This is a genomic window from Aeromonas sp. MR7, assembly GCF_963899385.1.
Taxonomy (GTDB): Bacteria; Pseudomonadota; Gammaproteobacteria; order Enterobacterales; family Aeromonadaceae; genus Aeromonas; species Aeromonas bestiarum.
Window position 1 is genome coordinate 112,841 of record NZ_CAWQXH010000011.1, and the last position, 20,897, is coordinate 133,737.

Annotated in this window: 18 protein-coding genes; 9 read left to right on the forward strand and 9 right to left on the reverse strand. The window is 62.3% G+C overall.

Annotation, left to right across the window (positions count from 1 at the left end; translation table 11 throughout):
* Nucleotides 1-63: 63 nt before the first annotated feature.
* From AACW87_RS05435 to AACW87_RS05445, 3 genes are all read left to right on the forward strand, one after another.
* Entirely contained in the window at nt 64-1,548 is a 1,485-nt protein-coding gene (locus tag AACW87_RS05435) for a L,D-transpeptidase family protein (RefSeq protein ID WP_103471379.1), read from the forward strand.
* A gap of 150 nt (nt 1,549-1,698) precedes the next feature.
* The gene (locus AACW87_RS05440; protein ID WP_065401437.1) at nt 1,699-2,244 is read left to right on the forward strand and encodes a DUF882 domain-containing protein; all 546 of its coding nucleotides are present in this window, start codon (nt 1,699-1,701) and stop codon (nt 2,242-2,244) included.
* A 100-nt stretch (nt 2,245-2,344) separates the two neighbouring features.
* Nucleotides 2,345-2,596, forward strand: a complete 252-nt coding sequence (locus AACW87_RS05445; protein ID WP_043134531.1) for a hypothetical protein — start codon at nt 2,345-2,347, stop codon at nt 2,594-2,596.
* 91 nt (nt 2,597-2,687) lie between these two features.
* Here the strand turns inward: AACW87_RS05445 and AACW87_RS05450 are convergent, their stop codons facing one another.
* Complete coding sequence (locus AACW87_RS05450; RefSeq protein ID WP_042038201.1) at nt 2,688-3,302, reverse strand: trimeric intracellular cation channel family protein; 615 nt, start codon at nt 3,300-3,302, stop codon at nt 2,688-2,690.
* Nucleotides 3,303-3,444: 142 nt separating this feature from the next.
* Complete coding sequence (gene cysZ, locus AACW87_RS05455; RefSeq protein WP_043134533.1) at nt 3,445-4,209, reverse strand: sulfate transporter CysZ; 765 nt, start codon at nt 4,207-4,209, stop codon at nt 3,445-3,447.
* 109 nt (nt 4,210-4,318) lie between these two features.
* On the opposite strand from cysZ, the gene AACW87_RS05460 reads away from it, so the two are divergent.
* The 3 genes from AACW87_RS05460 to ligA all read left to right on the forward strand — a co-directional run bounded on the left by AACW87_RS05460 (nt 4,319) and on the right by ligA (nt 10,941).
* Entirely contained in the window at nt 4,319-7,693 is a 3,375-nt protein-coding gene (locus AACW87_RS05460; RefSeq protein WP_241324414.1) for an AAA family ATPase, read from the forward strand.
* 15 nt (nt 7,694-7,708) lie between these two features.
* A complete protein-coding gene (gene zipA, locus AACW87_RS05465; protein ID WP_241324415.1) occupies nt 7,709-8,833 on the forward strand; it encodes a cell division protein ZipA in 1,125 nt (374 codons plus the stop codon).
* A gap of 101 nt (nt 8,834-8,934) precedes the next feature.
* Nucleotides 8,935-10,941: an NAD-dependent DNA ligase LigA gene (ligA, locus tag AACW87_RS05470; RefSeq protein ID WP_241279232.1), complete on the forward strand. Its 2,007-nt coding sequence runs from the start codon at nt 8,935-8,937 to the stop codon at nt 10,939-10,941.
* Nucleotides 10,942-11,028: 87 nt separating this feature from the next.
* Here the strand turns inward: ligA and AACW87_RS05475 are convergent, their stop codons facing one another.
* Nucleotides 11,029-12,000 (reverse strand): ABC transporter substrate-binding protein, encoded by a 972-nt coding sequence (locus tag AACW87_RS05475; RefSeq protein WP_098984738.1) that lies wholly within the window; start codon nt 11,998-12,000, stop codon nt 11,029-11,031.
* A 443-nt stretch (nt 12,001-12,443) separates the two neighbouring features.
* On the opposite strand from AACW87_RS05475, the gene nrdD reads away from it, so the two are divergent.
* The 3 genes from nrdD (at nt 12,444) to AACW87_RS05490 (ending at nt 15,427) form a co-directional block, all read left to right on the forward strand.
* Nucleotides 12,444-14,561, forward strand: a complete 2,118-nt coding sequence (gene nrdD, locus AACW87_RS05480) for an anaerobic ribonucleoside-triphosphate reductase (protein WP_241324416.1) — start codon at nt 12,444-12,446, stop codon at nt 14,559-14,561.
* Nucleotides 14,562-14,652: 91 nt separating this feature from the next.
* A complete protein-coding gene (gene nrdG, locus AACW87_RS05485) occupies nt 14,653-15,165 on the forward strand; it encodes an anaerobic ribonucleoside-triphosphate reductase-activating protein (RefSeq protein ID WP_241324417.1) in 513 nt (170 codons plus the stop codon).
* Between the two features lie 91 nt (nt 15,166-15,256).
* Nucleotides 15,257-15,427, forward strand: coding sequence for a YqaE/Pmp3 family membrane protein (locus AACW87_RS05490; RefSeq protein WP_042867241.1), 171 nt, complete (start codon nt 15,257-15,259; stop codon nt 15,425-15,427).
* 240 nt (nt 15,428-15,667) lie between these two features.
* Here the strand turns inward: AACW87_RS05490 and AACW87_RS05495 are convergent, their stop codons facing one another.
* From AACW87_RS05495 to slyA, 6 genes are all read right to left on the reverse strand, one after another.
* Nucleotides 15,668-16,027: an MliC family protein gene (locus AACW87_RS05495; protein WP_241279234.1), complete on the reverse strand. Its 360-nt coding sequence runs from the start codon at nt 16,025-16,027 to the stop codon at nt 15,668-15,670.
* A 109-nt stretch (nt 16,028-16,136) separates the two neighbouring features.
* On the reverse strand, nt 16,137-17,009 hold the full coding sequence (locus tag AACW87_RS05500; RefSeq protein ID WP_241324418.1) for a beta-1,6-N-acetylglucosaminyltransferase: 873 nt from the start codon (nt 17,007-17,009) through the stop codon (nt 16,137-16,139).
* Between the two features lie 364 nt (nt 17,010-17,373).
* Nucleotides 17,374-18,132, reverse strand: a complete 759-nt coding sequence (locus AACW87_RS05505) for a substrate-binding periplasmic protein (RefSeq protein ID WP_043134548.1) — start codon at nt 18,130-18,132, stop codon at nt 17,374-17,376.
* A 149-nt stretch (nt 18,133-18,281) separates the two neighbouring features.
* The gene (locus AACW87_RS05510) at nt 18,282-19,310 is read right to left on the reverse strand and encodes a DUF2955 domain-containing protein (RefSeq protein ID WP_241324419.1); all 1,029 of its coding nucleotides are present in this window, start codon (nt 19,308-19,310) and stop codon (nt 18,282-18,284) included.
* 10 nt (nt 19,311-19,320) lie between these two features.
* On the reverse strand, nt 19,321-20,376 hold the full coding sequence (locus AACW87_RS05515; protein WP_043554817.1) for an HlyD family secretion protein: 1,056 nt from the start codon (nt 20,374-20,376) through the stop codon (nt 19,321-19,323).
* A 1-nt stretch (nt 20,377) separates the two neighbouring features.
* Complete coding sequence (gene slyA, locus AACW87_RS05520) at nt 20,378-20,851, reverse strand: transcriptional regulator SlyA (RefSeq protein ID WP_043134552.1); 474 nt, start codon at nt 20,849-20,851, stop codon at nt 20,378-20,380.
* Between the last annotated feature and the right edge of the window lie 46 nt (nt 20,852-20,897).

Below are 20,897 nucleotides of genomic sequence, written 5' to 3' on the forward strand. Positions count from 1 at the left end.
CGCATCATGAGCGCCTTGACCGCCGGGTCTGACAGGCTGAAGTGAACCGATCTTGAGGTAAGCATGGGGAAGAAGTATTGGCTGGCATTGGCAAACCTGATCTGGCTGGGCTGTTGGCCTGCGGCCATGGTACAGGCCAGCGAGGGTCAGGTGGTGGTGACCAATGCTGCGGTGCAGCACGACTGGTACCAGAACAGCACGGCGGAGCAGGCTCGCCACGAGTTGGAGCAGCAGTTGCAGGAGGCCGTGCTGGCCCAGCTGCACCCGGATTTCTTCAGCCTCTGGAAGAAGCTGCAGGCCAAGCCTGCCGATCAGCGCGGCGCCATTTATGACGAGGTGTTTGGCAAGCTGGCCCGCTTCCAGCAAGCCTGGCGCGCCATGGATCTGGTCTCCCGCGAGCAGATGCAGACCCTCAAACTCAACCTGAACAAGCCGCTGGCCCACGAGCCTGCCGGCGACAACCTGCTGGAGCAGGTCAAGCAGCTCAGACCCCAGGTTGCCGAGTACGACGGGGTGCGCGAGGAAGTGCGCAAGTTGCTGGCCATGCCCATGGCCAAACGCTGGCCGACTCTCACCATGCCGACCCTGCGGGCGGGTGAAACCTCAGCCGAACTGGGGCAGATCCGCACCATACTTAACGAGTTGGGCGATGTGGCTCCCCGCCATGACGACGCCACCTACGACGCCGACACCCAGCAGGCCATCAAGCAGTTCCAGCGTCGCCACGGCCTGACCGCCGACGGCATCATAGGTCGGCAGACTCGCAGCTGGCTCAATACCGGGCCCGAGGTGCGCGCCAGCCTGCTGCTGCGCAACCTGTGGCGTCGCGATCTGGTGGATCAGCTCTCCGGTGCCCGCTATGTGCTGGTCAACATTCCCGACTATCGACTGAGCGTGGTGGAGTCCGGCAACGAGGTGTTCACCAGCCGGGTCATCGTCGGCAAGGAGCAGCGGGCAACCCCCATCCTGGCCAGCGAGATCCGCTCCATCGTGCTCAACCCGGCCTGGCATGTGCCGCGCTCCATCCTGAGCAAAGACATTCTGCCCAAGCTGAGCCGGGATCCCGCCTACCTCAACCGCGAGCAGTTTGAGGTGATCGACGGCGAAGGCAACCCGGTGCAGTTTACCGAGGAGGCGTGGCAGCAGGCGCTGGCGACAGGCTTCCCCTATCGCCTGCGGCAGAAGCCGGGGGATCACAATGCGCTGGGCCGCTACAAGTTCTACCTGCCCAACAACGAGGCCATCTACCTGCACTCCACGCCGCGCAAGGCGCTGTTCGAGCAGGGGGCGCGCGCCTTCAGCTCGGGTTGCATCCGGGTGGAGCATGCGGACGATCTGGCAGAGCTGCTGCTGGCGGACTCCCGCTACCAGCCGGACAAGGTGGCCAGCATATTGAAAGAGACCCAGACCAAGTGGCTGCCGCTGACCACTCCGATCCCGGTGTTTACCGTCTATTGGAGCAGCTGGATCGACGAAGAGGGTCGCCAGCAACTGCGCAACGACATCTATGGATTTGATCGAGTCAGCTTCCAGAGTCGCTTGCTGTGATCCTCGCCACAGAGTGAAAAGCCCGGCCCGTGCCGGGCTTTTCTATTGAGCCCCGGCGGTTTGACATGAGGGGGCCCGGCAGGTAGTTTCGAGCCCCTGTATCAAATTCATTCACCTGTTTCACTTCAATCTGCGATGGACGGACAACGGATGCTTGAACAAGAGATAAGCCGACGTCGCCTGCTGCTGGGGGCCGGCTGCCTGCTGGGGGGCGCCATGCTGTCATCCCCGGCCATGGCGAGTCGCAGTACGGCGGGACGTGAACTCAGTTTCTTCAATCTCAATACCGGCGAGCGAGTGAGCGCCAGTTATTGGGAGGATGGCCGTTACCTGAAAGACGGGCTGGCCGAGCTCAACCATATTTTCCGCGACTACCGTCGCAACGAAGTGTTCAACATAGACAAGAAGTTGTTCGATCAGCTCTATCTGTTGCAGCACAAGCTGGGCCGTCACGGCGAGATCCAGCTCATCTCGGGCTATCGCTCCCCCGTGACCAACCGCCAGAAGCGCAGCAGGAGCCGCGGTGTGGCCAAGCACAGCTACCACACCCTGGGGCAGGCGGTGGATGTGCGGATCCCGGGCGTGCAGCTGGCACACCTGCGCAAGGCGGCGCTCAATCTCAAGGTGGGCGGGGTCGGCTACTATCCGAGCGACAACTTCGTGCACCTCGATACCGGGCCTGTGCGCAGCTGGTAATCATGGGCGGCCTCAACTTGGGGTGTGGCCGCGCGGATGGCGGCTGGCAAACAGGGTGGCCGAGCTGGTAGGCTCTGGACACCATGCAGAGGAGAACCAGATGAAACATATTTTGCTCGGGGGCCTGATCGCCCTGTTGTTGACCGGTTGCAGCAAGCTCAATCGCGAGAACTACGACAAGTTGCAGATGGGGATCAGCTATACGCAAGCAAGCAGCATACTCGGCAAGGCGGAGCGCTGCGACGATACGCTCGGCACCACCAGCTGCATCTGGGGCAACGAGGGCAAGAACATCAAGATCCGTTTCATCGCCGACAAGGCGACCTTCTTCAGCTCGGAAGGGATCAACTGAGGCAAGCGCCCGGTTATCAATGCAAAAAAGCGCCTGTCAGGCGCTTTTTTGTTGTCGGCGATCCGTACCGTCTCGCCAGAACCTGGCGCGCTCAGTGCGTCGCGTACTGGTAATGGAAGGTGGGCAGCCCCCATTTGAAACGCACCGCCAGCAACCGCAGCACGAAGCCGATACCGATGGCGCCGAAGGCGGCCCAGTCGTTGGGCAGGCCCTGATCCAGTGCCAGGCAGTAGAGGGCGGCCGTCACCAGCGAGATGGCGGCGTAGAGCTCGCGGCGAAACACCAGCGGAATGCGCTGGCAGAGCAGATCCCGCAGCACGCCACCAAAGGCACCCGTCACCACCGCCATGATGCAGGCGATGCCGGCCCCATGACCCATCTCAAGCGCACGGGCCGCCCCGAAGATGGAGAAGACCACCAGTCCCAGCGCATCGAGCGCCATGAACAGCTTGCCGAGGTAGCGCATCAGCGGCGCCGAGATGACAGCCGCCATGGCCGCGCCGGCCACCAGCAACACATATTCCGGATGCTCGATCCAGAGCAGCGGATAGTGGCCAAGCAGCACGTCCCGTATGGTACCGCCGCCTATGGCCGTCGCCGAGGCGATGATCACCACGCCAAACAGATCCATCCGTCGCCGACCCGCTGCCAGCGCGCCAGTCATCCCTTCGGCCACCAGGCCCAACAAGAAGAGTGCATGTAACATGAGATATCCCAGGGTGCGAGAAAGGCCCGCATCCTATCAATTCAGGCTATAGGCGACAAGCAATGAAGGCTATGCATTATTTTTTATAATGCAAAAAGCAAACGGGCACCGCCAGGGTGCCCGTTTGCCGCACGGTAAGGGATCAGCGTTTGAGCTGTTCGGCGCGGTAGTGATCCACCCACATGGCGGTGGCGCCGCAGATGGCCACTGGCATCACGAACAGATTCACCACCGGGATGGCGGAGAAGAGGGTGACCAGGGCGCCGAAGCTCAGGCACTTGCCGCGGCGCTGCTTGAGGGCATCGCGCATGGTGATGAAGCTGATCTTGTGGTTGTCGAACGGATAGTCGATGTACTGGATCGCCATCATCCAGGCGCTGAACAGGAACCAGAGCACGGGGGCGAGCGTCTGCCCGACCACAGGGATGAGGAACAGGATCAGGCAGCCGATGGCCTTGGGCAGGTAATATTTCAACTTGGTCCATTCGCGGCCGAAGGTGCGGGGCACATCCTTGACTATGTCCAGCATGCCGGTGTCGCTGACCACCTCGCCGGTGAGGGTCTGTTCCACCTTCTCCGCCAGCAGGCCGTTGAAGGGGGCCGCTATCCAGTTCGCCACCGAGCTGAACAGGAAGGAGAAGACCACCAGTATGGTCACCAGGGCGATGGGCCAGAGCAGGTAGTCCAGCCAGTCGAGCCAGCTCGGGATCTGCTGGTGCAGCCAGCCGAACAGGCCGTCCAGTTGCAGCAAGAGGGCGTAGAAGGCCCCCGCAAACAGCACGAAGTTGACCAGCAGGGGGATCAGCACGAAGGTGCGGATGCCGGGCTGGCGGATGAGCGAAAAGCCGCGCAGGAAGTAGTCCGCACCGCTGATTGAGTCTTTGACCATTGGGGGTGATTGGCTCATCTGAGCTCCATCTGTTCATGGGAAACTGCCAGCATATTACAAACAAGGTTTGGATTTGGTAAAGTCGCCTGCCCGCCTCCTCTTTATTTCGTTACCCACATAGGCCCCCATGCGTCTGAAATTGATCAAACTCGCCGGTTTCAAGTCGTTTGTCGAGCCGACCCGCATCGAGTTCTCGGCCGACATGACCGCCGTGGTGGGGCCCAATGGCTGCGGCAAGTCCAACGTCATCGACGCCGTGCGCTGGGTGCTGGGGGAGAGCTCGGCCCGCCATCTGCGCGGCGAGAATATGACAGACGTCATCTTCAACGGCTCCATCAACCGCAGCCCCCACGGCCGCGCCTCGGTGGAGCTGGTGTTCGACAACCCCCACAACCGGGTCCCCGGTGAATTTGGCCGCTTTACCGAAATTTCGGTGCGCCGCGAGGTGCTGCGCGACGGCTCCAACCATTACCAGATCAACGGCCAGAAGTGCCGCCGCAAGGATGTCACCGACCTCTTCCTCGGCACAGGGCTGGGCCCGCGCAGCTACGCCATCATAGAGCAGGGCACCGTCAGCCGGCTGGTGGAGTCACGCCCCGCCGATCTCAAGCTGTTCATGGAAGAGGCCGCCGGTGTCTCCCGCTACAAGGAGCGGCGCCGGGAAACCGAGCAGCGCATCCGCCATACCCAGGAGAACCTGGAGCGGCTCGGCGACATTCGTGGCGAGCTGGGATCGCGCCTCGAACATTTGAAAGCCCAGGCCGAAACCGCCGAGCGTTACAAGCAGCTCAAGGGCCGCAGTCGCGCCGCCAGGGCCGAGCTGATTGGCTCCGAGCTGTGGGCGCTGGAGACCCGCTTCGGCGAAGCCAAGGCCGAGCTGGTCCAGGCCGAGCAGGTATTGGCGGCGCTGGATGCCAAGCGCACCGCCGACGAGGGGCGCCACGTCAGCCTGTCGGTGGCCCGCCAGGAGGGCCAGGCCGAGCAGGCGAGCCGCCAGCAGCAGATTTTTCTCGGTGGTCAGGCCATCGCCCGCCTCGAACAACAGCAACTGCACCAGACCGAGCTTGGCCGCGACTGGCAGGCCCGGCGTCAGGCGCTTGGCGAGCGTATCGAGGCGATCAAGGCCCAGCTGGCCAGCCAGCAGGAGCAGCTGAGCGACGGCACCCTCAGAGAGGAGGTTGAGTCGGCGCGACTCGAACAGTGTGAGCAGTTGCTCACCGACCAGCAGGGGGCGCGCCTGGCTGCCGGCGAGCAACTGGAACAGGCACGGCAGCGACAGCAGCAGTGGCAGCAGCAGCTCGGCCAGTTGCAGGGGCGGCTCAACCAGACCCGGGCACAGGTGAACGGTCTGCAGGAGCTACAGGCCAAGACCCGGCTGGCCCGCCTCAAGCTGGAGGATGAACAGGCCGGCCCCCTCGGCGGAGAAGGGGAGAGCCTGCAACCCGGGCTCGATGCCCTGACGGCCGAGCTGGCGCTCTCCCGCGCCCGGCTCGCCGAGCTCGATGAACAGTGGCAGGCCAGCGTGGCTCGCCATGAAGAGTGCAAGTCAGAGCAGGGCCAACAGAGCAGTCTGCTGCGGGAACTTGAGGCCCGTTTCACCACGCTTGACCAAATTCTGGGAGAGCAGATGGTGGGCGCCACCCTGGCGGATCGGCTGCAGGTGGCGCCCGAGTGGGCCCAGGCGCTGGACAAGGTGCTGGGGCGCTGGCTCACCGCCCAGCCAGGGGACGAGTGCAACCTTGAGCAGAGCGGACTCTGGATTGGCCCGGCCCTGCCCGCGGTTGCCGGTACCCTGGCAGCCCGGTTCGAGGGCGATCACATTCCCGCCTTTCTCAACGCCATCTGGCTGGCGGAGAGTCGGGAGGCGGCATTGGCCCGCCAGCCAGGCCTCCTGGCCGGTGAGTCGGTACTGACCCCGGCGGGAGACTGGTTTGGTCCCAACTGGGCCGACCTCGGTCAGGGTGGGGCGCTCGGCACCCTGGCGCTGCTCGGTGAACGTGAGCGGTTACACACAGAGCTGACGGCAGGCCGGCAGGCGCTTGGCCGGTTGGATGAGCAACTGGGTGCGGCCGATGCCGAGCGCGCCCGGCTGCACAGTGCCCATGAGCTGGCCCAGCGCACAGTGCGCGAGCAGGAGCAAAAATGGCAACAACTGCGCGAAGCCTGGAGCCTGCAACAGGGCCAGCGCCAGGAGCGGCTGCAGCGGCTCGGTCAGCTTGGCGAAGAGCTGATCAGGCTCGACCAGGAGCAGGCCGAGGAGGCCGAGCGACTGGCCGTGGCCCTGCAGCAGCTCGAGCTCGATGAAGCGCGGCTCGGCGAACTGCAGGAGCAGGGCGAGCCGCTGGCTCAGGCGCTGCAACTTGCCCAGGAGCGAGTCACCAGTGTCGAGCGGGCGGTGGAAGAGGCTCGCCTGCGCCGGGAGCAGCAGCAGGCCGGCTGCCAGCGTTTGCAGCTGGAACTGCAGAATCAGCGCCAGCTCATCACGCTGCGTGAGCAGGAGCTGGCCCGCCTCGGACTGGAATTGGCCGAACTCAAGGCGCCGGGAGCTGTGCCGGGTCAGGATCTGTCGCCCCTGCTGGCCGAGCAGCGCAACCTTGAGGCGCTGCAACTTGCCTGCCATCAACGGCTGGCAGAGTTGGAGCGCCAGCTGACCGAGCTGGAGCAGGCCCGCAGCGCCGATCACAAGCAGCTGGTGACCCTGCAGGAGAAGCTGGCCCAGCTCAGATTGGAGCGCGAGCGCAACCTGACCCGCCGGCAAGGGCTGCACGAGCAGTTCGAAGAGCTGGGGGTGCGGCTGGTGGATCTCGATCAGGCGGTGCTGATCGCCGCCGATCGCGGCAAATTGCGCCAGGAGATCCAGACGCTGGAGGCTCAGGTGGAGGCGCTTGGTGCCATCAACCTGGCGGCGCTGGAGGAGTATGAAGAGGCGAAAACCCGTTCAAGCTACCTGGAAAACCAGTGCCAGGATCTGGAACAGGCGCTGGAAACCTTGAGCCAAGCCATTAAAAGAATTGATAAAGAAACACAAATACGCTTCCGAGACACTTTCGATAAGGTCAACGAAGATTTAAAATCCCTCTTTCCAAAAGTGTTTGGGGGTGGCAGTGCCTGGCTTGAGCTGACCTCGGATGATCTTTTGGAGGCCGGAGTGAGCATCATGGCAAGACCTCCGGGTAAGAAGAATGCTACCATTGCCCTGCTTTCCGGGGGGGAGAAGGCGTTAACCGCACTTGCGCTGGTTTTTGCCATCTTCAGACTCAACCCAGCACCATTTTGTCTGCTGGATGAGGTGGATGCACCGCTCGATGAAGTGAACGTCGGTCGCTTCTGTTCTCTTGTCAAAGAGATGTCGAGCACAGTACAGTTCGTTTACATCAGTCATAATAAGGTCTCCATGGAGATGGCTGAGCAGCTGGTTGGCGTCACGATGCAAGAGCCCGGGGTTTCTCGCATTGTGTCGGTCGATATCGGTGAAGCCGTCGCTTTGGCTGAGCAAAACTAGAAAGAGAAGCAGCTAATGCAGGAATTGCGTTACATCTTGGTTGCCCTGGGCGGTATTGCTATTGCGGCATTGCTCATTCACGGGTTGTGGAGCAACAGAAAGAATCGTCAGGCACCGATCAAAGAGAAACCTCTGGGCCGGATGGAATCCAAATCACGGACTCGTGACAATGACGCCTTCGACAGCGATGGCATAGGTCAGGTGCGTGTGGTCAGCGGCAGCCGTCGTGCCGAGCCCAAGCTCCACAGCGACGAGGCTCGCCAGCCGGATGTCAGCCGTCGTGCGCCCGTCCCCGCCTTCGATGATGAGGATGATGACGCAGAGCTGCCACCGCCCGTGGTGCGCAAGCCTGCCGCTCGCCCGGTTGCCCCGCCCCCCGTCTATGAAGAGGACGAGGAGGAGTTCGAGGAGCCCCTGGCCGAGACAGCAGAGGAAGTGCCTGCCGCGCCGGTGCGCAAGCCTGCCCAGGTGATCCGTCGTACCCCGGTACACCGTTCCCGTCCCCAGCGCGAGCCGCTGCTGCAACCGCTGGATGATGAACCACTGGTCGAACCGGCTTATGCCACAGCCCCGACGTTTGGTGTGCGCGAACCGGTTCAGGCGCCGGCACCCGAATACAAGCAGGCCCGTTATGCAGTCCCCGAGCCTGCCTACGAGGAGCCCGTGTATGAAGAGCCCGTCCGCGAGCCGCTGCTCGATACCCCGCCGGTCGAGAAGATTTGGCAGGATGTCTATGTCATCAACCTGATGGCGCGCCCCGGTCACGATCTGCAAGGGGCCACCCTGCTGGCCTCCCTGATGGCGTTGGGCTTCAAGTTTGGCGAGATGGACATCTTCCATCGCCACGAGGATCTCAACGGCAAGGGTGAAGTGCTCTTCTCCATGATCAACATGGTCAAGCCGGGCACCTTCAATCCCTACCGGATGGAACAGTTCGACACCCCGGGTGTCTCCCTGTTCATGCAGTTGCCGCTGCGCAGCAATGCCGCCTTTGCCTTCGAGCACATGCTGCAGGCTGCCGACCAGCTGGCCAGCGATCTGGATGCCATGCTGACTGACATGGATCGCAGCCCGCTGAGCGACGAGACCATAGCCCGTTACCGGCACGAACTGGCTGCCTACGAGGCCAGTCGCGACTAAGACTCCACGCGGGTCGAGTACATCAAGAGTGCGGTACCCAGGTGCCGCATTTTTGTTTGTGCGGTTAACTTATTATTCCAACCACAGTCCGAGACTTCTCCATGAGCGAAACCCTCTCCCGCCACCGTCAACTGTGTGAGCTGCTGATTGAATACGGTCATCAGTACTATGTGCTGGACGAGCCGACCGTGCCGGACGCCGAATACGATCGGCTGATGCGCGAACTGATCGCGCTGGAAGCCGACCATCCCGAGCTGAAGACCTCCGCCTCCCCCAGCGTGCGGGTCGGTGGTCAGCCGCTGACCGCCTTCAAGCAGGTACGCCACGAGATCCCCATGCTGAGTCTGGACAACGTGTTCAGCAGCGAGGAGCTGCAGGCCTTCGAGCAGCGCATGCGCGATCGTCTCAAGCGGGAGGTGAGCTTTACCTTCTGCTGCGAGCCCAAGCTGGACGGTCTGGCGGTGAGCCTGCTCTATGTGGATGGTCAGCTGGTGCAGGCTGCCACCCGGGGCGATGGCACCACGGGTGAGGAGATCACCGAGAACGTGCGCACCATCAAGGCGATCCCACTCGTCCTGCGGGGCACGGGCTGGCCCGCCCGCTTGGAGGTGAGGGGGGAGGTCTTCATGCCCAAGGCCGGCTTCGAGGCGATGAATGCCAAGGCGCTGGCGGCAGGGGAGAAGGTGTTCGTCAACCCGCGCAACGCCGCAGCAGGCAGCCTGCGCCAGCTCGATTCGCGCATCACCGCCAGCCGGCCCTTGAACTTCTATGCCTATGGCGTCGGGGTGGGCGGCGATCAGCTGGGGGATTCTCACTTTGGTCGCCTGTGTCAGCTCAAGGCGTGGGGCCTGCCCATGAGTCAGGAGGTGAAACTCAAGGAGGGGGCGGCCGGTTGCCAGGCCTTCCACGATGACATCCTGACCCGCCGTGGCGAGCTGGCCTACGAGATCGACGGCGTTGTCTACAAGGTCGATGCCATCCCCCTGCAGGAGGAGCTGGGCTTTGTGGCGCGGGCCCCGCGCTGGGCCACGGCCCACAAGTTCCCGGCCCAGGAGGAGATGACACTGCTGGAGAACGTCGAGTTTCAGGTCGGCCGCACCGGCGCCGTGACCCCGGTCGCCAAGCTCAAGCCGGTGTTTGTCGGCGGCGTCACCGTCTCCAACGCCACCCTGCACAACGCCGACGAGATTGAGCGCCTTGGCGTCATGATCGGCGATACAGTGATAGTGCGCCGGGCCGGGGACGTGATCCCGCAGATAGTCGCCGTGGTGGAGGCGCAGCGTCCCGTTGATGCCCGCGAGATCCTCTTCCCCACCCAGTGTCCTGTCTGTGGCTCCGCGGTGGAGCGGCTGGAGGGGGAGGTGGTGACCCGCTGCTCCGGCGGTCTGTTCTGCGAGGCGCAGCGCAAGGAGGCGATCAAGCACTTCGCCGCACGCCGCGCCATGGACGTGGACGGCCTGGGTGACAAGATAGTCGAGCAGCTGGTGGACAAGGGGCTGGTGAAGACCCCGGCCGATCTGTTCAGCCTCAACGCCATCCAGCTGGCCGGGCTGGAGCGAATGGGACAGAAGTCAGCGCTCAATCTGGTGGCGGCCATCGATGCGGCGCGCAGCACTACCCTGCCGCGCTTCCTGTTTGCGCTGGGCATTCGCGAGGTGGGGGAGGCGACCGCGCTGAACCTTGCCAACCACTTCCTCACCCTGGAGGCCCTGCGCGCCGCCTCGGTGGAGCAGCTGCTCGAAGTGGCCGACGTGGGGGACGTGGTGGCCAAGCACGTCTACTACTTCCTGCGTCAACCTCACAATGTGGAGGTGCTGGAAGCCCTGCTGGCGGCCGGTATCCACTGGCCGGCCATCGAGAAGAAGGAGGCAAGCGATCAGCCCTTTGCCGGCAAGACCTTCGTGCTGACCGGCACCCTCACCCAGCTGTCACGCAACGACGCCAAGGCGGCGCTGCAGGCGTTGGGGGCCAAGGTGGCGGGATCTGTGTCGGCCAAGACGGATGTGCTGGTGGCGGGGGAAGCGGCCGGCTCCAAGCTGACCAAGGCGCAGGAGCTCGGCATCACCATCTGGACCGAAGAAGAGCTGCAACAGGCGTTGCAAGGCTGAGTCGCCCCCGTCCAGCTTGCTCGCAGCGCAACCCGATAAGAGAGAACCCGGCCTGGCCGGGTTCTCTCTTTGTTTTTGGGCGGTGAATCACTCACGCCAGAGGATCTTGTAGCGCCACTTGTCTGGCAGGGTGAGCTGCCAGCGGGCCAGCTCCTGCTTGCTGAACACATATTCACCGCGCAGGGCGGCGCGCGGTGCCAGGGTTTTGGGCTGGGCCCCCGCCAGTATGGCGTTGACCAGCTCGGCCGCCTTGGCCCCCTGATCGCGTCCATCCAGCACCAGGCCGCCGATGGCCTTGCCCGGGCCCACGGTGAACTCCCAGAAGCAGAACAGGGGCACAGGGCTGTGGGCGCTGGTCCACTCCAGCACAGTCTGTTCGCTCACGTGCTTGCCATCATCGTCCACCAGCGTGTGGTAGAGGCCGATAAAGATGGCTTCGTAGCCATTTTTTTTGGCGTTGAGCACCGCCTCCTGCCACAGGCTGTAGTCACCTATGAGCTGACTGTTGACCCGGGTCTGGCCGACCCGCAGATCGGTCTGGGTCTTGAACTCGTCCTCGATGGCGGTGAGCGCCACGTTGCTGGAATCAAACAGTACCAGCGCCTTCTCGATACCCCCCATCAGCTGGCTCATCTCGCTGATGTTGCGTTTGAGCAGGGGGCGCTCAAGCACGCCTGTGATCTTGGGGTGACCGACCAGCCCCTTGTGGCGCGGGTTCTCGTTCATGCCGAGAAACACCACGGGAGTGCCGAGGGAGGCAATCTCGTTGGCCAGATAGTTGATGGCGTTGTCGTCGCCGAGCACCACCAGGTCCGGCTTGACCTGCTGGTAAAAGGCCAGCGCCTGTTCGGCAATCTTGTCGAAATCGCCATTGGGGTGGCGCTTGGTGTCCATGTAGAAGTGGCTGATGTGATTCTTGCCGCTCAGATGGGCTTGCAGGCTGGCGTTGTAGCTCTGATCCCACAGGTATTCGGGGTGATAGCTGCTGATCACCAGGATCTCGGCCGCCCACAACCGGCAGGGCAGGAGGCACAGCAGCAGTAGCAGGGTCTTGGCCATGTGGGGTCCCGTCGATAGCAATGATATTCCACTCATTATGCCTGTTTTGCGCCAGACGTGCCCTCGTCAGCCACTGTCGCAGGAGGGGATTTTTTTCTGTCACGGCCCCGTCGAACGCCAGCCCGCACCAGGCTTGGGAATGGCCTTGTATGGGGCTGTTTTTCACTGGTCGGGAACTGCGCCACTCGCCTCAAAACCTGTTCTGGATCAAGAAATGAGGCTGCGCTTTGGTGCCTAATAGACACCACATATAGGGACGCATTCATATAAAACACCTATATGTTGTGTTATTAAGCTGTGTACAAGCTGTTCTCTTCTCATCGTCAGCCCTGGCTTGTCAAGCCTCGGCTGAATTTATTTGCGCCCAGGACGAGGCGTGGAGAAGGGCACCAAACAAGGGTAAGCCGAAGGCGATAGCCTGGCCTTTTAAACGGGGAAAACGCATGAAACCGGTTGTGATCAAACGTGATGGATGTCGCGCACCATTCAATGCCCAGCTGATTGCCGAGGCAGTGGGCCGAGCGGCAGAGGCGGTCAGTCAGGCCAATCCGACCCTGGGTGAGCGCGTTGCCGCCGCCGTCACTCAGGAGCTGGAAGGGCGTGGCGAGGTGGATATCCACGAGATCCAGAACCGGGTCGAGAACCACCTGATGGCTTCCGACGACAAGGCCATCGCCCGTGCCTATATCGAATACCGTCACGACCGGGATCAGGCTCGCGAGGCCCGCGGCCGGTTGGCTCAGGAGATCCGTGGCCTGGTGGAGCAGACCAACGCGGCCCTGCTCAACGAGAACGCCAACAAGGATTCCAAGGTGATCCCGACCCAGCGCGACCTGCTGGCGGGCATCGTCGCCAAGCACTACGCCACCAGCCACATGCTGCCCCGCGACGTGGTGCAGGCCCACGAGAGCGGTGATCTGCACTTCCACGATCTCGACTACTCTCCCTTCTTCCCCATGTTCAACTGCATGCTGATCGACCTGAAGGGGATGCTGACCCACGGCTTCAAGATGGGCAATGCGGAGATAGACACCCCCAAATCCATCAGCACGGCCACCGCCGTGACCGCCCAGATCATCGCCCAGGTGGCGAGCCACATCTATGGCGGCACCACCATCAACCGCATCGACGAGGTGCTGGCCCCCTATGTGACCATCAGCTGGCAGAAACACAGGGAAGTGGCCGAGGAGTGGGGCATCAGCGATGTGGACGCCTACGCCATGGCCCGCACCGAGAAGGAGTGTTACGACGCCTTCCAGTCGCTGGAGTACGAGGTCAATACCCTGCACACCGCCAACGGCCAGACCCCCTTCGTCACCTTCGGCTTCGGCCTTGGCGACAGCTGGGAGTCCCGTATGATCCAGGGGGCCATCCTCAGCAACCGCATCGCCGGCCTCGGCAAGAACAGGAAGACCGCCGTGTTCCCGAAACTGGTGTTCGCCATCAAGGATGGCCTCAACCACAAGCAGGGCGATCCCAACTACGACATCAAGCAGCTGGCGCTGGAGTGTGCCTCCAAGCGCATGTATCCGGACATCCTCAACTACGACCAGGTGGTCAAGGTGACCGGCTCCTTCAAGACCCCCATGGGCTGTCGCTCCTTCCTCGGCGCTTACGAGGAAAATGGCGAGCTGATCCATGAAGGTCGCAACAATATCGGGGTGGTGAGCCTCAACCTGCCGCGCATCGCCCTGAAATCCCGCGACGAGGCGGATTTCTGGGACAAGCTGGATGCCGCCTTGAGAGTGGCCAAGACGGCGCTCATGTATCGCATCGAGCGGCTCGACGGTGTCAAGGCGCGGGTTGCCCCCATCCTTTACATGGAAGGGGCCTGCGGGGTGCGGCTCAAGGCCGACGACAACGTCAGCGAGATCTTCAAGCACGGCCGCGCCTCCATTTCGCTCGGCTACATAGGGGTGCACGAGACCATCAACGCCCTGTTTGGCACCGATGTCCATCTGTTCGACAGCGACACCCTGCGCCAGAAGGCCATCGCCATCATAGCGCGGCTCAAGGCGGCGACCGACGAGTGGAAAGAGGAAACCGGCTACGGCTTCAGCCTCTACTCCACCCCGAGCGAGAACCTCTGCACCCGTTTCTGCCGCATAGACGCCAAGGAGTTTGGCGTGGTGGCCGGTGTGACCGACAAGGGTTACTACACCAACAGCTTCCACCTCGACGTGGAGAAGCAGGTGAACCCGTACGACAAGCTGGATTTCGAGGCGCCCTATCCGCCCATCGCCAGCGGCGGTTTCATCTGCTACGGCGAGTACCCCAATATCCAGCACAACCTGGAAGCGCTCGAAAACGTCTGGGACTACAGCTATGACAAGGTGCCCTATTACGGCACCAACACCCCGATTGACGAGTGCTACGACTGCGGTTTCACCGGCGAGTTCGAGTGCACCTCCAAGGGCTTCACCTGCCCGCGCTGCGGCAATCACGATCCGGCCAAGGTATCGGTGACCCGCCGGGTGTGCGGTTACCTCGGCAGCCCGGATGCGCGCCCCTTCAACGCGGGCAAGCAGGAAGAGGTGAAACGCCGCGTCAAACATATGTAAGCCGGGCGGCTGAGCGGCGAGATGGCTCCCGATGATGAGGGAGCCATTTTTATTGGCGAACCCGGCCCATGACGGGTTGAGGAGATACGAGATGCACTACCACCAATACTACCCGGTCGATGTGATCAACGGCCCCGGCACCCGCGCCACCCTGTTTGTGTCGGGCTGCGAGCACCAGTGCCCGGGTTGCTACAACCAGAGCACCTGGCGGCTCGATGGCGGCAAGCCGTTTGATGAGGCGATGAGCGATCGCATCATTGCGGATCTCAACGACACGCGCATCAAACGGCGGGGTCTGTCGCTCTCCGGCGGCGATCCACTGCATCCGGCCAATGTGCCCCAGGTGCTGGCGCTGGTGAAACGGGTGCGGGCCGAGTGCCCCGGCAAGGACATCTGGTGCTGGACCGGTTATCTGCTTGGCGAGCTCTCGCCGGCCCAGTGCGAGTTGGTGGCCTTGCTGGATGTGCTGGTGGATGGCAAGTTCGAGAAGGGGCTGGCGGATCCCGGTCTGCTCTGGCGCGGCAGCAGCAATCAGGTGATTAATGACCTCAAGGCCTGGCGTGAGCAGCAGGAGACGCGGATCCCCTGTTTCACTCAGCCGTGAGCGGCCCTTTGTTTCGTTTGCAGTTGAGGCCAAGGCTGTTTATGGTGAGCCCATCCCGAACCGTGAAACATCTTTGACGAGGAAGTGCGAGATGAACAATCTGCTCAAGATCTTGCTGGCCATTTTTCTGCCCCCCGTGTGCGCCTTTATCCAGGTAGGCTTCAGTCTGCACTTTTTCATCAACATAGTGCTGACCCTGCTCGGCGGCCTACCCGGCATGGTCCATGCGCTCTGGCTGGTGGTGAGCGACAAGCGCGGCTGAATCAGGCCCTTCGTTGCATGCTGAGCCAACCCGACCGGGTTGGCTTTTTTTATGATGCTCAAACGGTGTCGACTTGTGATGGCAGCAGGCCGGCAACCATGCCGGAGGATGGCGCAACATCGTTCTGGAACGCGTTATCGGGTGTATGAGCAGAAGTTCCACGTTATACGGGGGCGTGCAGTGAGTCGCTTCGATGGCGGGGTCAAATAACAAAAATCCCGGCCAGGCCGGGATTTCTCATTACTGCTGCTTGCAGTCGTTGTAGACGCTCTGCCACTCGCCATCCTTGTCGCGCATCTCGACGAATCCTTCCTCCCCCTTGTTCCACCAGACGGCCTCATGCTCATCGGTATAGCGGGCGCCGGAGGCGGAGACCGTCTGCGGCAGGGTGTAATCCTTGCCATCGGGCAGTGCCAGCTTGACGAAGTTCAGGCTCTGGTCGGAGAGGGCGAAGTAACTCACCTGCACCTTCTTGCCCTGCTCACACTGATAGGTGACGGGATCGCCGCCGGTCACGCTCAAGGTGGTGGCCCCGCGTTCGCAACCGCTCAGCAGGGTCAGGGCCGTGATGCCCAGCAACAGAATATTGGTGTGTTTCATCTTGAACTCTCCATCGGTGTCATCCGGGCTTGAGCCTACCAGCTTGTGCCCAAGTCGCAATCATCCCGGAGGCGGATTGCGTCGGTAAGTGTCCGGGTGAATCGCATGGTCATACCAACGCAGCCTGCCGGATGACGGGTGTGTCGAGGGGGCATCTCATGGCGCGCTCCAGGATATCCAGGATGTCGCTGTCTATGGTCTCGTCAAACTTGCGGGCGAACAGGTGCTCGCTTTGCTGCAGGGCCTCGGCGTCGTGCACCGTGTAGTCGCGCGGGCGCAGCTTGATGTCACCCATGGGGATCCAGTCGATGGCTCGCTTGTCATCGTTGACTATCTGGCCCTGATAGCTGGTGTTCATGATCACCGTCTGGAAGAAGCCCTCGTCGGCGATCAGGGTGTGGCGGTAGAAATCCTTGAAACGGTCGACCTCCGGGCTGTGGCTGACGAATTCGCAGAAGGCCCGGCTCAGGATCATCCACTGATTGCCAATATAGGGGGTCACACCCGCCAGATAGGGACGGGTCTTCACCGGCTCGCACACCAGCTTACTCGCGGTTTCGGTCACATAGTGATCGATGCGGTGCAGGGTGTCCGGTCTGTGCTGGCGCTGATCCGCGACCTTGAGGAAATCCTTGCCCTTGTGATCGCGCAGGAAGTCGTGAATGTCGTGCTGGGAACGCAGCGGGAAGTCCTGGGCGCTCAGATTGATGAAGAACTCCCACTCCTTGTTTTGCTCCAGCAGCGCCGCTATGCCGCGCAGCTCTGCATCCACCAGGCTGTAACCGCCCCAGAGCGCATTCTTGCTGGGGAGCAGGGTGGCGTTGGGGTAATCGGCCAGAAAGCGGGCTATCTCCTGCTGCAGATCCGGCCCCGAGCGCTTGTCCACGTGGATCAGGTAGTGGTTGCTGTCGTGGTAAATCGCCTTGAACAGGCGCTTGAACTGACCGGGATAGCGATGAACCAGAATGAGGTAGGCAATCATGTCGATGTGTCCTGTGTGGGCGGCAGGGCTGCGCCAAACAGAAAATCGCCTCAGGCCGCTGGCTTGAAGCTTGTTCTCGTCGGGATGGCCGCTGTCGCAGTAAAAAAGAGTGGATAGCAGATAACAACAGTGAGAACAGGCTGCGACGGGGAGGGGATGCGCCTTATGGCATCGGGTCAATACAGCTGGTCTGGCGACGTCGGGTTGAGGGTGAGAGGTGGGCAAGGGCTGCCCTGGCTGGCGACTCTTTTGCATGACAAGCCTGTCATCAGGTGCAGAGCGCAATCGGCCGACGAGTGAGGGGCCACAGTAGCACGGTTCGGGCCAGCGTCGTCATATATCGCCGGTGGCGCAGCAAAACTGTTCAATGGAGTCCAAGCCTGGCTTCGAAGTCCCGTACCAGCGCCTCGTAGGTGCCATTGTTTTTGATCTTCTGCAGCCCCTCCTCGAAGCGCCTGGCCATGGCCTCTCCCTGGGGATGGGCGCGGGAGAAGGCGAGCCAGAAGCCGTCGGTGGAGAGCTTGCCCACCTTGACCACCCGGCCGGTCAGCTGCTTCTGCTGGATCTTGAGGTAGCCCGGCATCTCGTTCATCAGTATGTAATCGACCCGGCCGCGCACCAGCATCTCGATGATCTGGGTGTCCGACTTGGCCTGAAAGCGGGTGATCCTGGGGTTTTCCATGAAATCGGTGGGATAGGTGTAGCCGAGGGTGATGCCCACCGTTTTCTGTTCCAGCGAGGTAAGTTTGAGATCCCGACGAGGCTCGCTGGCCAAGGCGAAGATGGCGAGATCCTCCTCGAACATGGGGGTCTCGTGCCAATAGTACTGGTAGCGGTTCTCCTCCGTGATGGTGGCATCGAAGCAGCCAAGCACCTTGTCACTTTTGGCCTCGTGCATGCAGCGGGCGAAGGGAATGGTGCGAAACTCGACGGCTATGCCCTCCACGGCGAAGATGGCCTTCACCAGATCCGGTGCCAGCCCTTCTGGCTGGCCAGTCTCCTTGTTCAGCTCGCAATAAGGGGCCCAGTCATCCTCGGCGGCGATCAGCACAGGGGCGGCCCAGGCGCTGCTTATGCCCAGCGAGAGGGCGACTGCCAGCCAGCCATTGTGAACTCGTGCCATTGTGCCTCTCCGCCTTGTGACTACCCTAGCAAGCATAGTTGCAGTTGTTGTCCGACCAGCGCGGCTGGCCTGCAAAATGCGGACAAAAAAACGCCCCGGTAGGCATAGCGGGGCGAAAAACAGCACATCCTTGAGCTAACAACAGGGAGTCAATAACCGAACCGAGTCGCCTCGAAGCGGTTAAGCAGTCGGTGGATGAGATAACAGGCCAGCAGGGTGGCGACGATGGCAAACAGTATGCTGCTCACCCGATAGAGGGCGCTGAACACCAGATCGTTGCCCGGGGTCAGGTACTGGCCAAACAGTATGCCGAGGGTGGTGAGGGCGCCGAAGCCGACCCCGGAGCCGCTCGCCTCCTTCACATGGGCGTGGCTGAACAGCATGGCGCCGAGCCAGAGCATGGGGGCGACGAGCAGGAGCAAGCCGGACCAGTCGTAGAGCACCAGCTGGCTGAGCAGGCCGAAGGTCACGCCGAGCAGGGTGCCCATGGCCCGCTTGCGGGCATAGCTCAGCGCGCCGTTCCAGTGCATGGGAAACAGCAGCAGCAGGGTGGTGGCCTGGGCGGACATGGAGTCCCGCAAGTCGAAGATCTGGAACACCATGAAGGAGAGGGTGGCTATGCTGGCGCCGAGCAGGGCCTCGTGCCGCATCCTGTGTGGTGCCTTGGGGGTCGCCGCCGGCTTGGGCCGCTCCTCCACATCCGGGATCAGCGCCGTCATCAGGTAGGCGATGAGCACCGACAGTGTGCTGGCCCACAGGTTGCTGAAGATGAGGTCGTTGAGATCGGTCTGCGGATAGCTGGCAAAGTGCAGCATTATGCTCAGGCTCAACACGCCATTGGCGCCGAACAGGAACAGACTGCCCCGCGACATGGCGGCGAAGCGATAGAGAAACAGCAAAAAGGCGATGGGGATCATCAGGCCGGGATGGCCGCCAAACAGCCCTCCCAGCAGACCCACTTCCACACCGCAGATGATGGCGGCCGCGATCAGCTGACGGGCGGCATGGCCGTTCATCACTGGCACCATGCCCAGCAGCAATACCGGGGTCACGGTATAGAAGACCCCATAGTTCCAGCCGAAGGTTTTACAGAGCAAGAACCCCAGGGTGCAGCCAAAGGCGATGCGCAGACATTGGCGCAGCTCGTTGGCGGTGAGGGGCCTGTGCCACAGGTTCATGGTCGCCACCTTAGTAGATGTAGTGCAGCAGGCTGAGCAGGCGGATCTGGCCGCGGGCGAACAGGGCGCTCAGCGCGTTGTCCGGCAGCAGCTGGACGGTGGCGCGGGCACCGGCCGGCAGGTGGCCTGGCAACTGCTCCAGTGTCAGGTGCAGGCGCAGTCGCTGGGCATCGCGCACCCAGCGATCCGATTCGGTGGGGCTGGCCAGCAGACCGTTGGCATCGAACTGACCGGCGCTGACACCGGCATCCAGGCTGGTGACCCGGGCCGGATAGAGCTTGCCCGGCTCGCCATCGAAGGCGACCAGCGCCTGGCTGTCCTGAGCCACGTGGCGCAGGCTCTTCTCGCGAAAATCGGCGATCACGTCCACCTGCTCGGAGACCAGTGCCAGCAGCGGGGCTCCCGCCGCCGCGAAGCTGCCCGGCTTGAGTTGCAGGTTGGTGATGATGCCATCCTGGCTGGCGTGTACCTGGCTGTAGGCGAGGTTGAGCTCGGCCTGGGCGAGGTGGTTGCGCGCCTGACGCAGCAAGAGGTTGTCATCGCCGGACAAACCGCGGTTCACTCTGGCCTGGGTCATGCGGGCCTTGCTGGCCATCAGGTTGGCCTGGGCGGTGCGAAATGCGCTGTCGGCATCATCTTTTTGCTGTTCCGACACCATGTGACGGCGATAGAGGGCGTCGATGCGTTCGGCTTCCCGCAGCTTCTGGGAGGCCTGACTCTGCAACGAGTTGAAGTCGGCGGTCGCGGCGTTCAGGGTGGCGTCGAGCTGACGGTTCTGCTGCTCGGCCTGATCCAGCGCGAGCCGGGCCTGTTCGACGGCCAGTGCAAAGGGGGCGGGATCGAGCGTGAACAGCAGATCCCCCTGTTTGACATGCTGGTTGTTGCCGACGGCGACCTGCGCCACCTTGCCACTGACCTGGGGGGCCATCTTGGTCACGACACGGGTGGCCATGGCTTGCGGGGTGAGCGGCATCTTGAGGTCGGCCAGCAGGAAGTAGCCAAATACCAGTATGAAGGACCCCATGGCCCATTTTATCCAGCGTTTGAATTGTTGATCCGGGGTCATCTTATTCTCTCTCTTCACTCTGTGAACCTATCTTGCCGAGGGCGTTGGCGGAGATCCGGTGCACTATGTCTTCAAATTGCGTCAGCTCTTTCTGGCTGATGCCGGCGAGCAGATCCCGACGCACCCCTATGATGCGATCCTCGATCTGGTCGAGCAGCGCCTTGCCCTCTGGCGTCAGGGTGACGATGCGGGCCCGTTTGTCCTGGCTGCAACTGTGGCGCTCAATCAGCCCCTGCTCTTCCAGCAGACCCAGGGTGCGCATCAGGGAGGGCAGCTCTATCTCCAGCGCCTCGGCGAGCGTCTTCTGGCTGAGGTGACCACCGAGCTGACTGAGTTTCCACAGTGCGGTCCAGCGCGGATGGGTCAGGCCCAGGGGCGCCAGCTCGAGATCGGCCACGGTACGCCACAGTCGATGCAGACGCCCGACGCGCTCGGCGAGGGACAACTCGCGCAACATTTCCAGATCCTTCATCATTCGTGCTCTCCACTTACTTAGCCTGCTAAGCATTGTAGTTATTTAG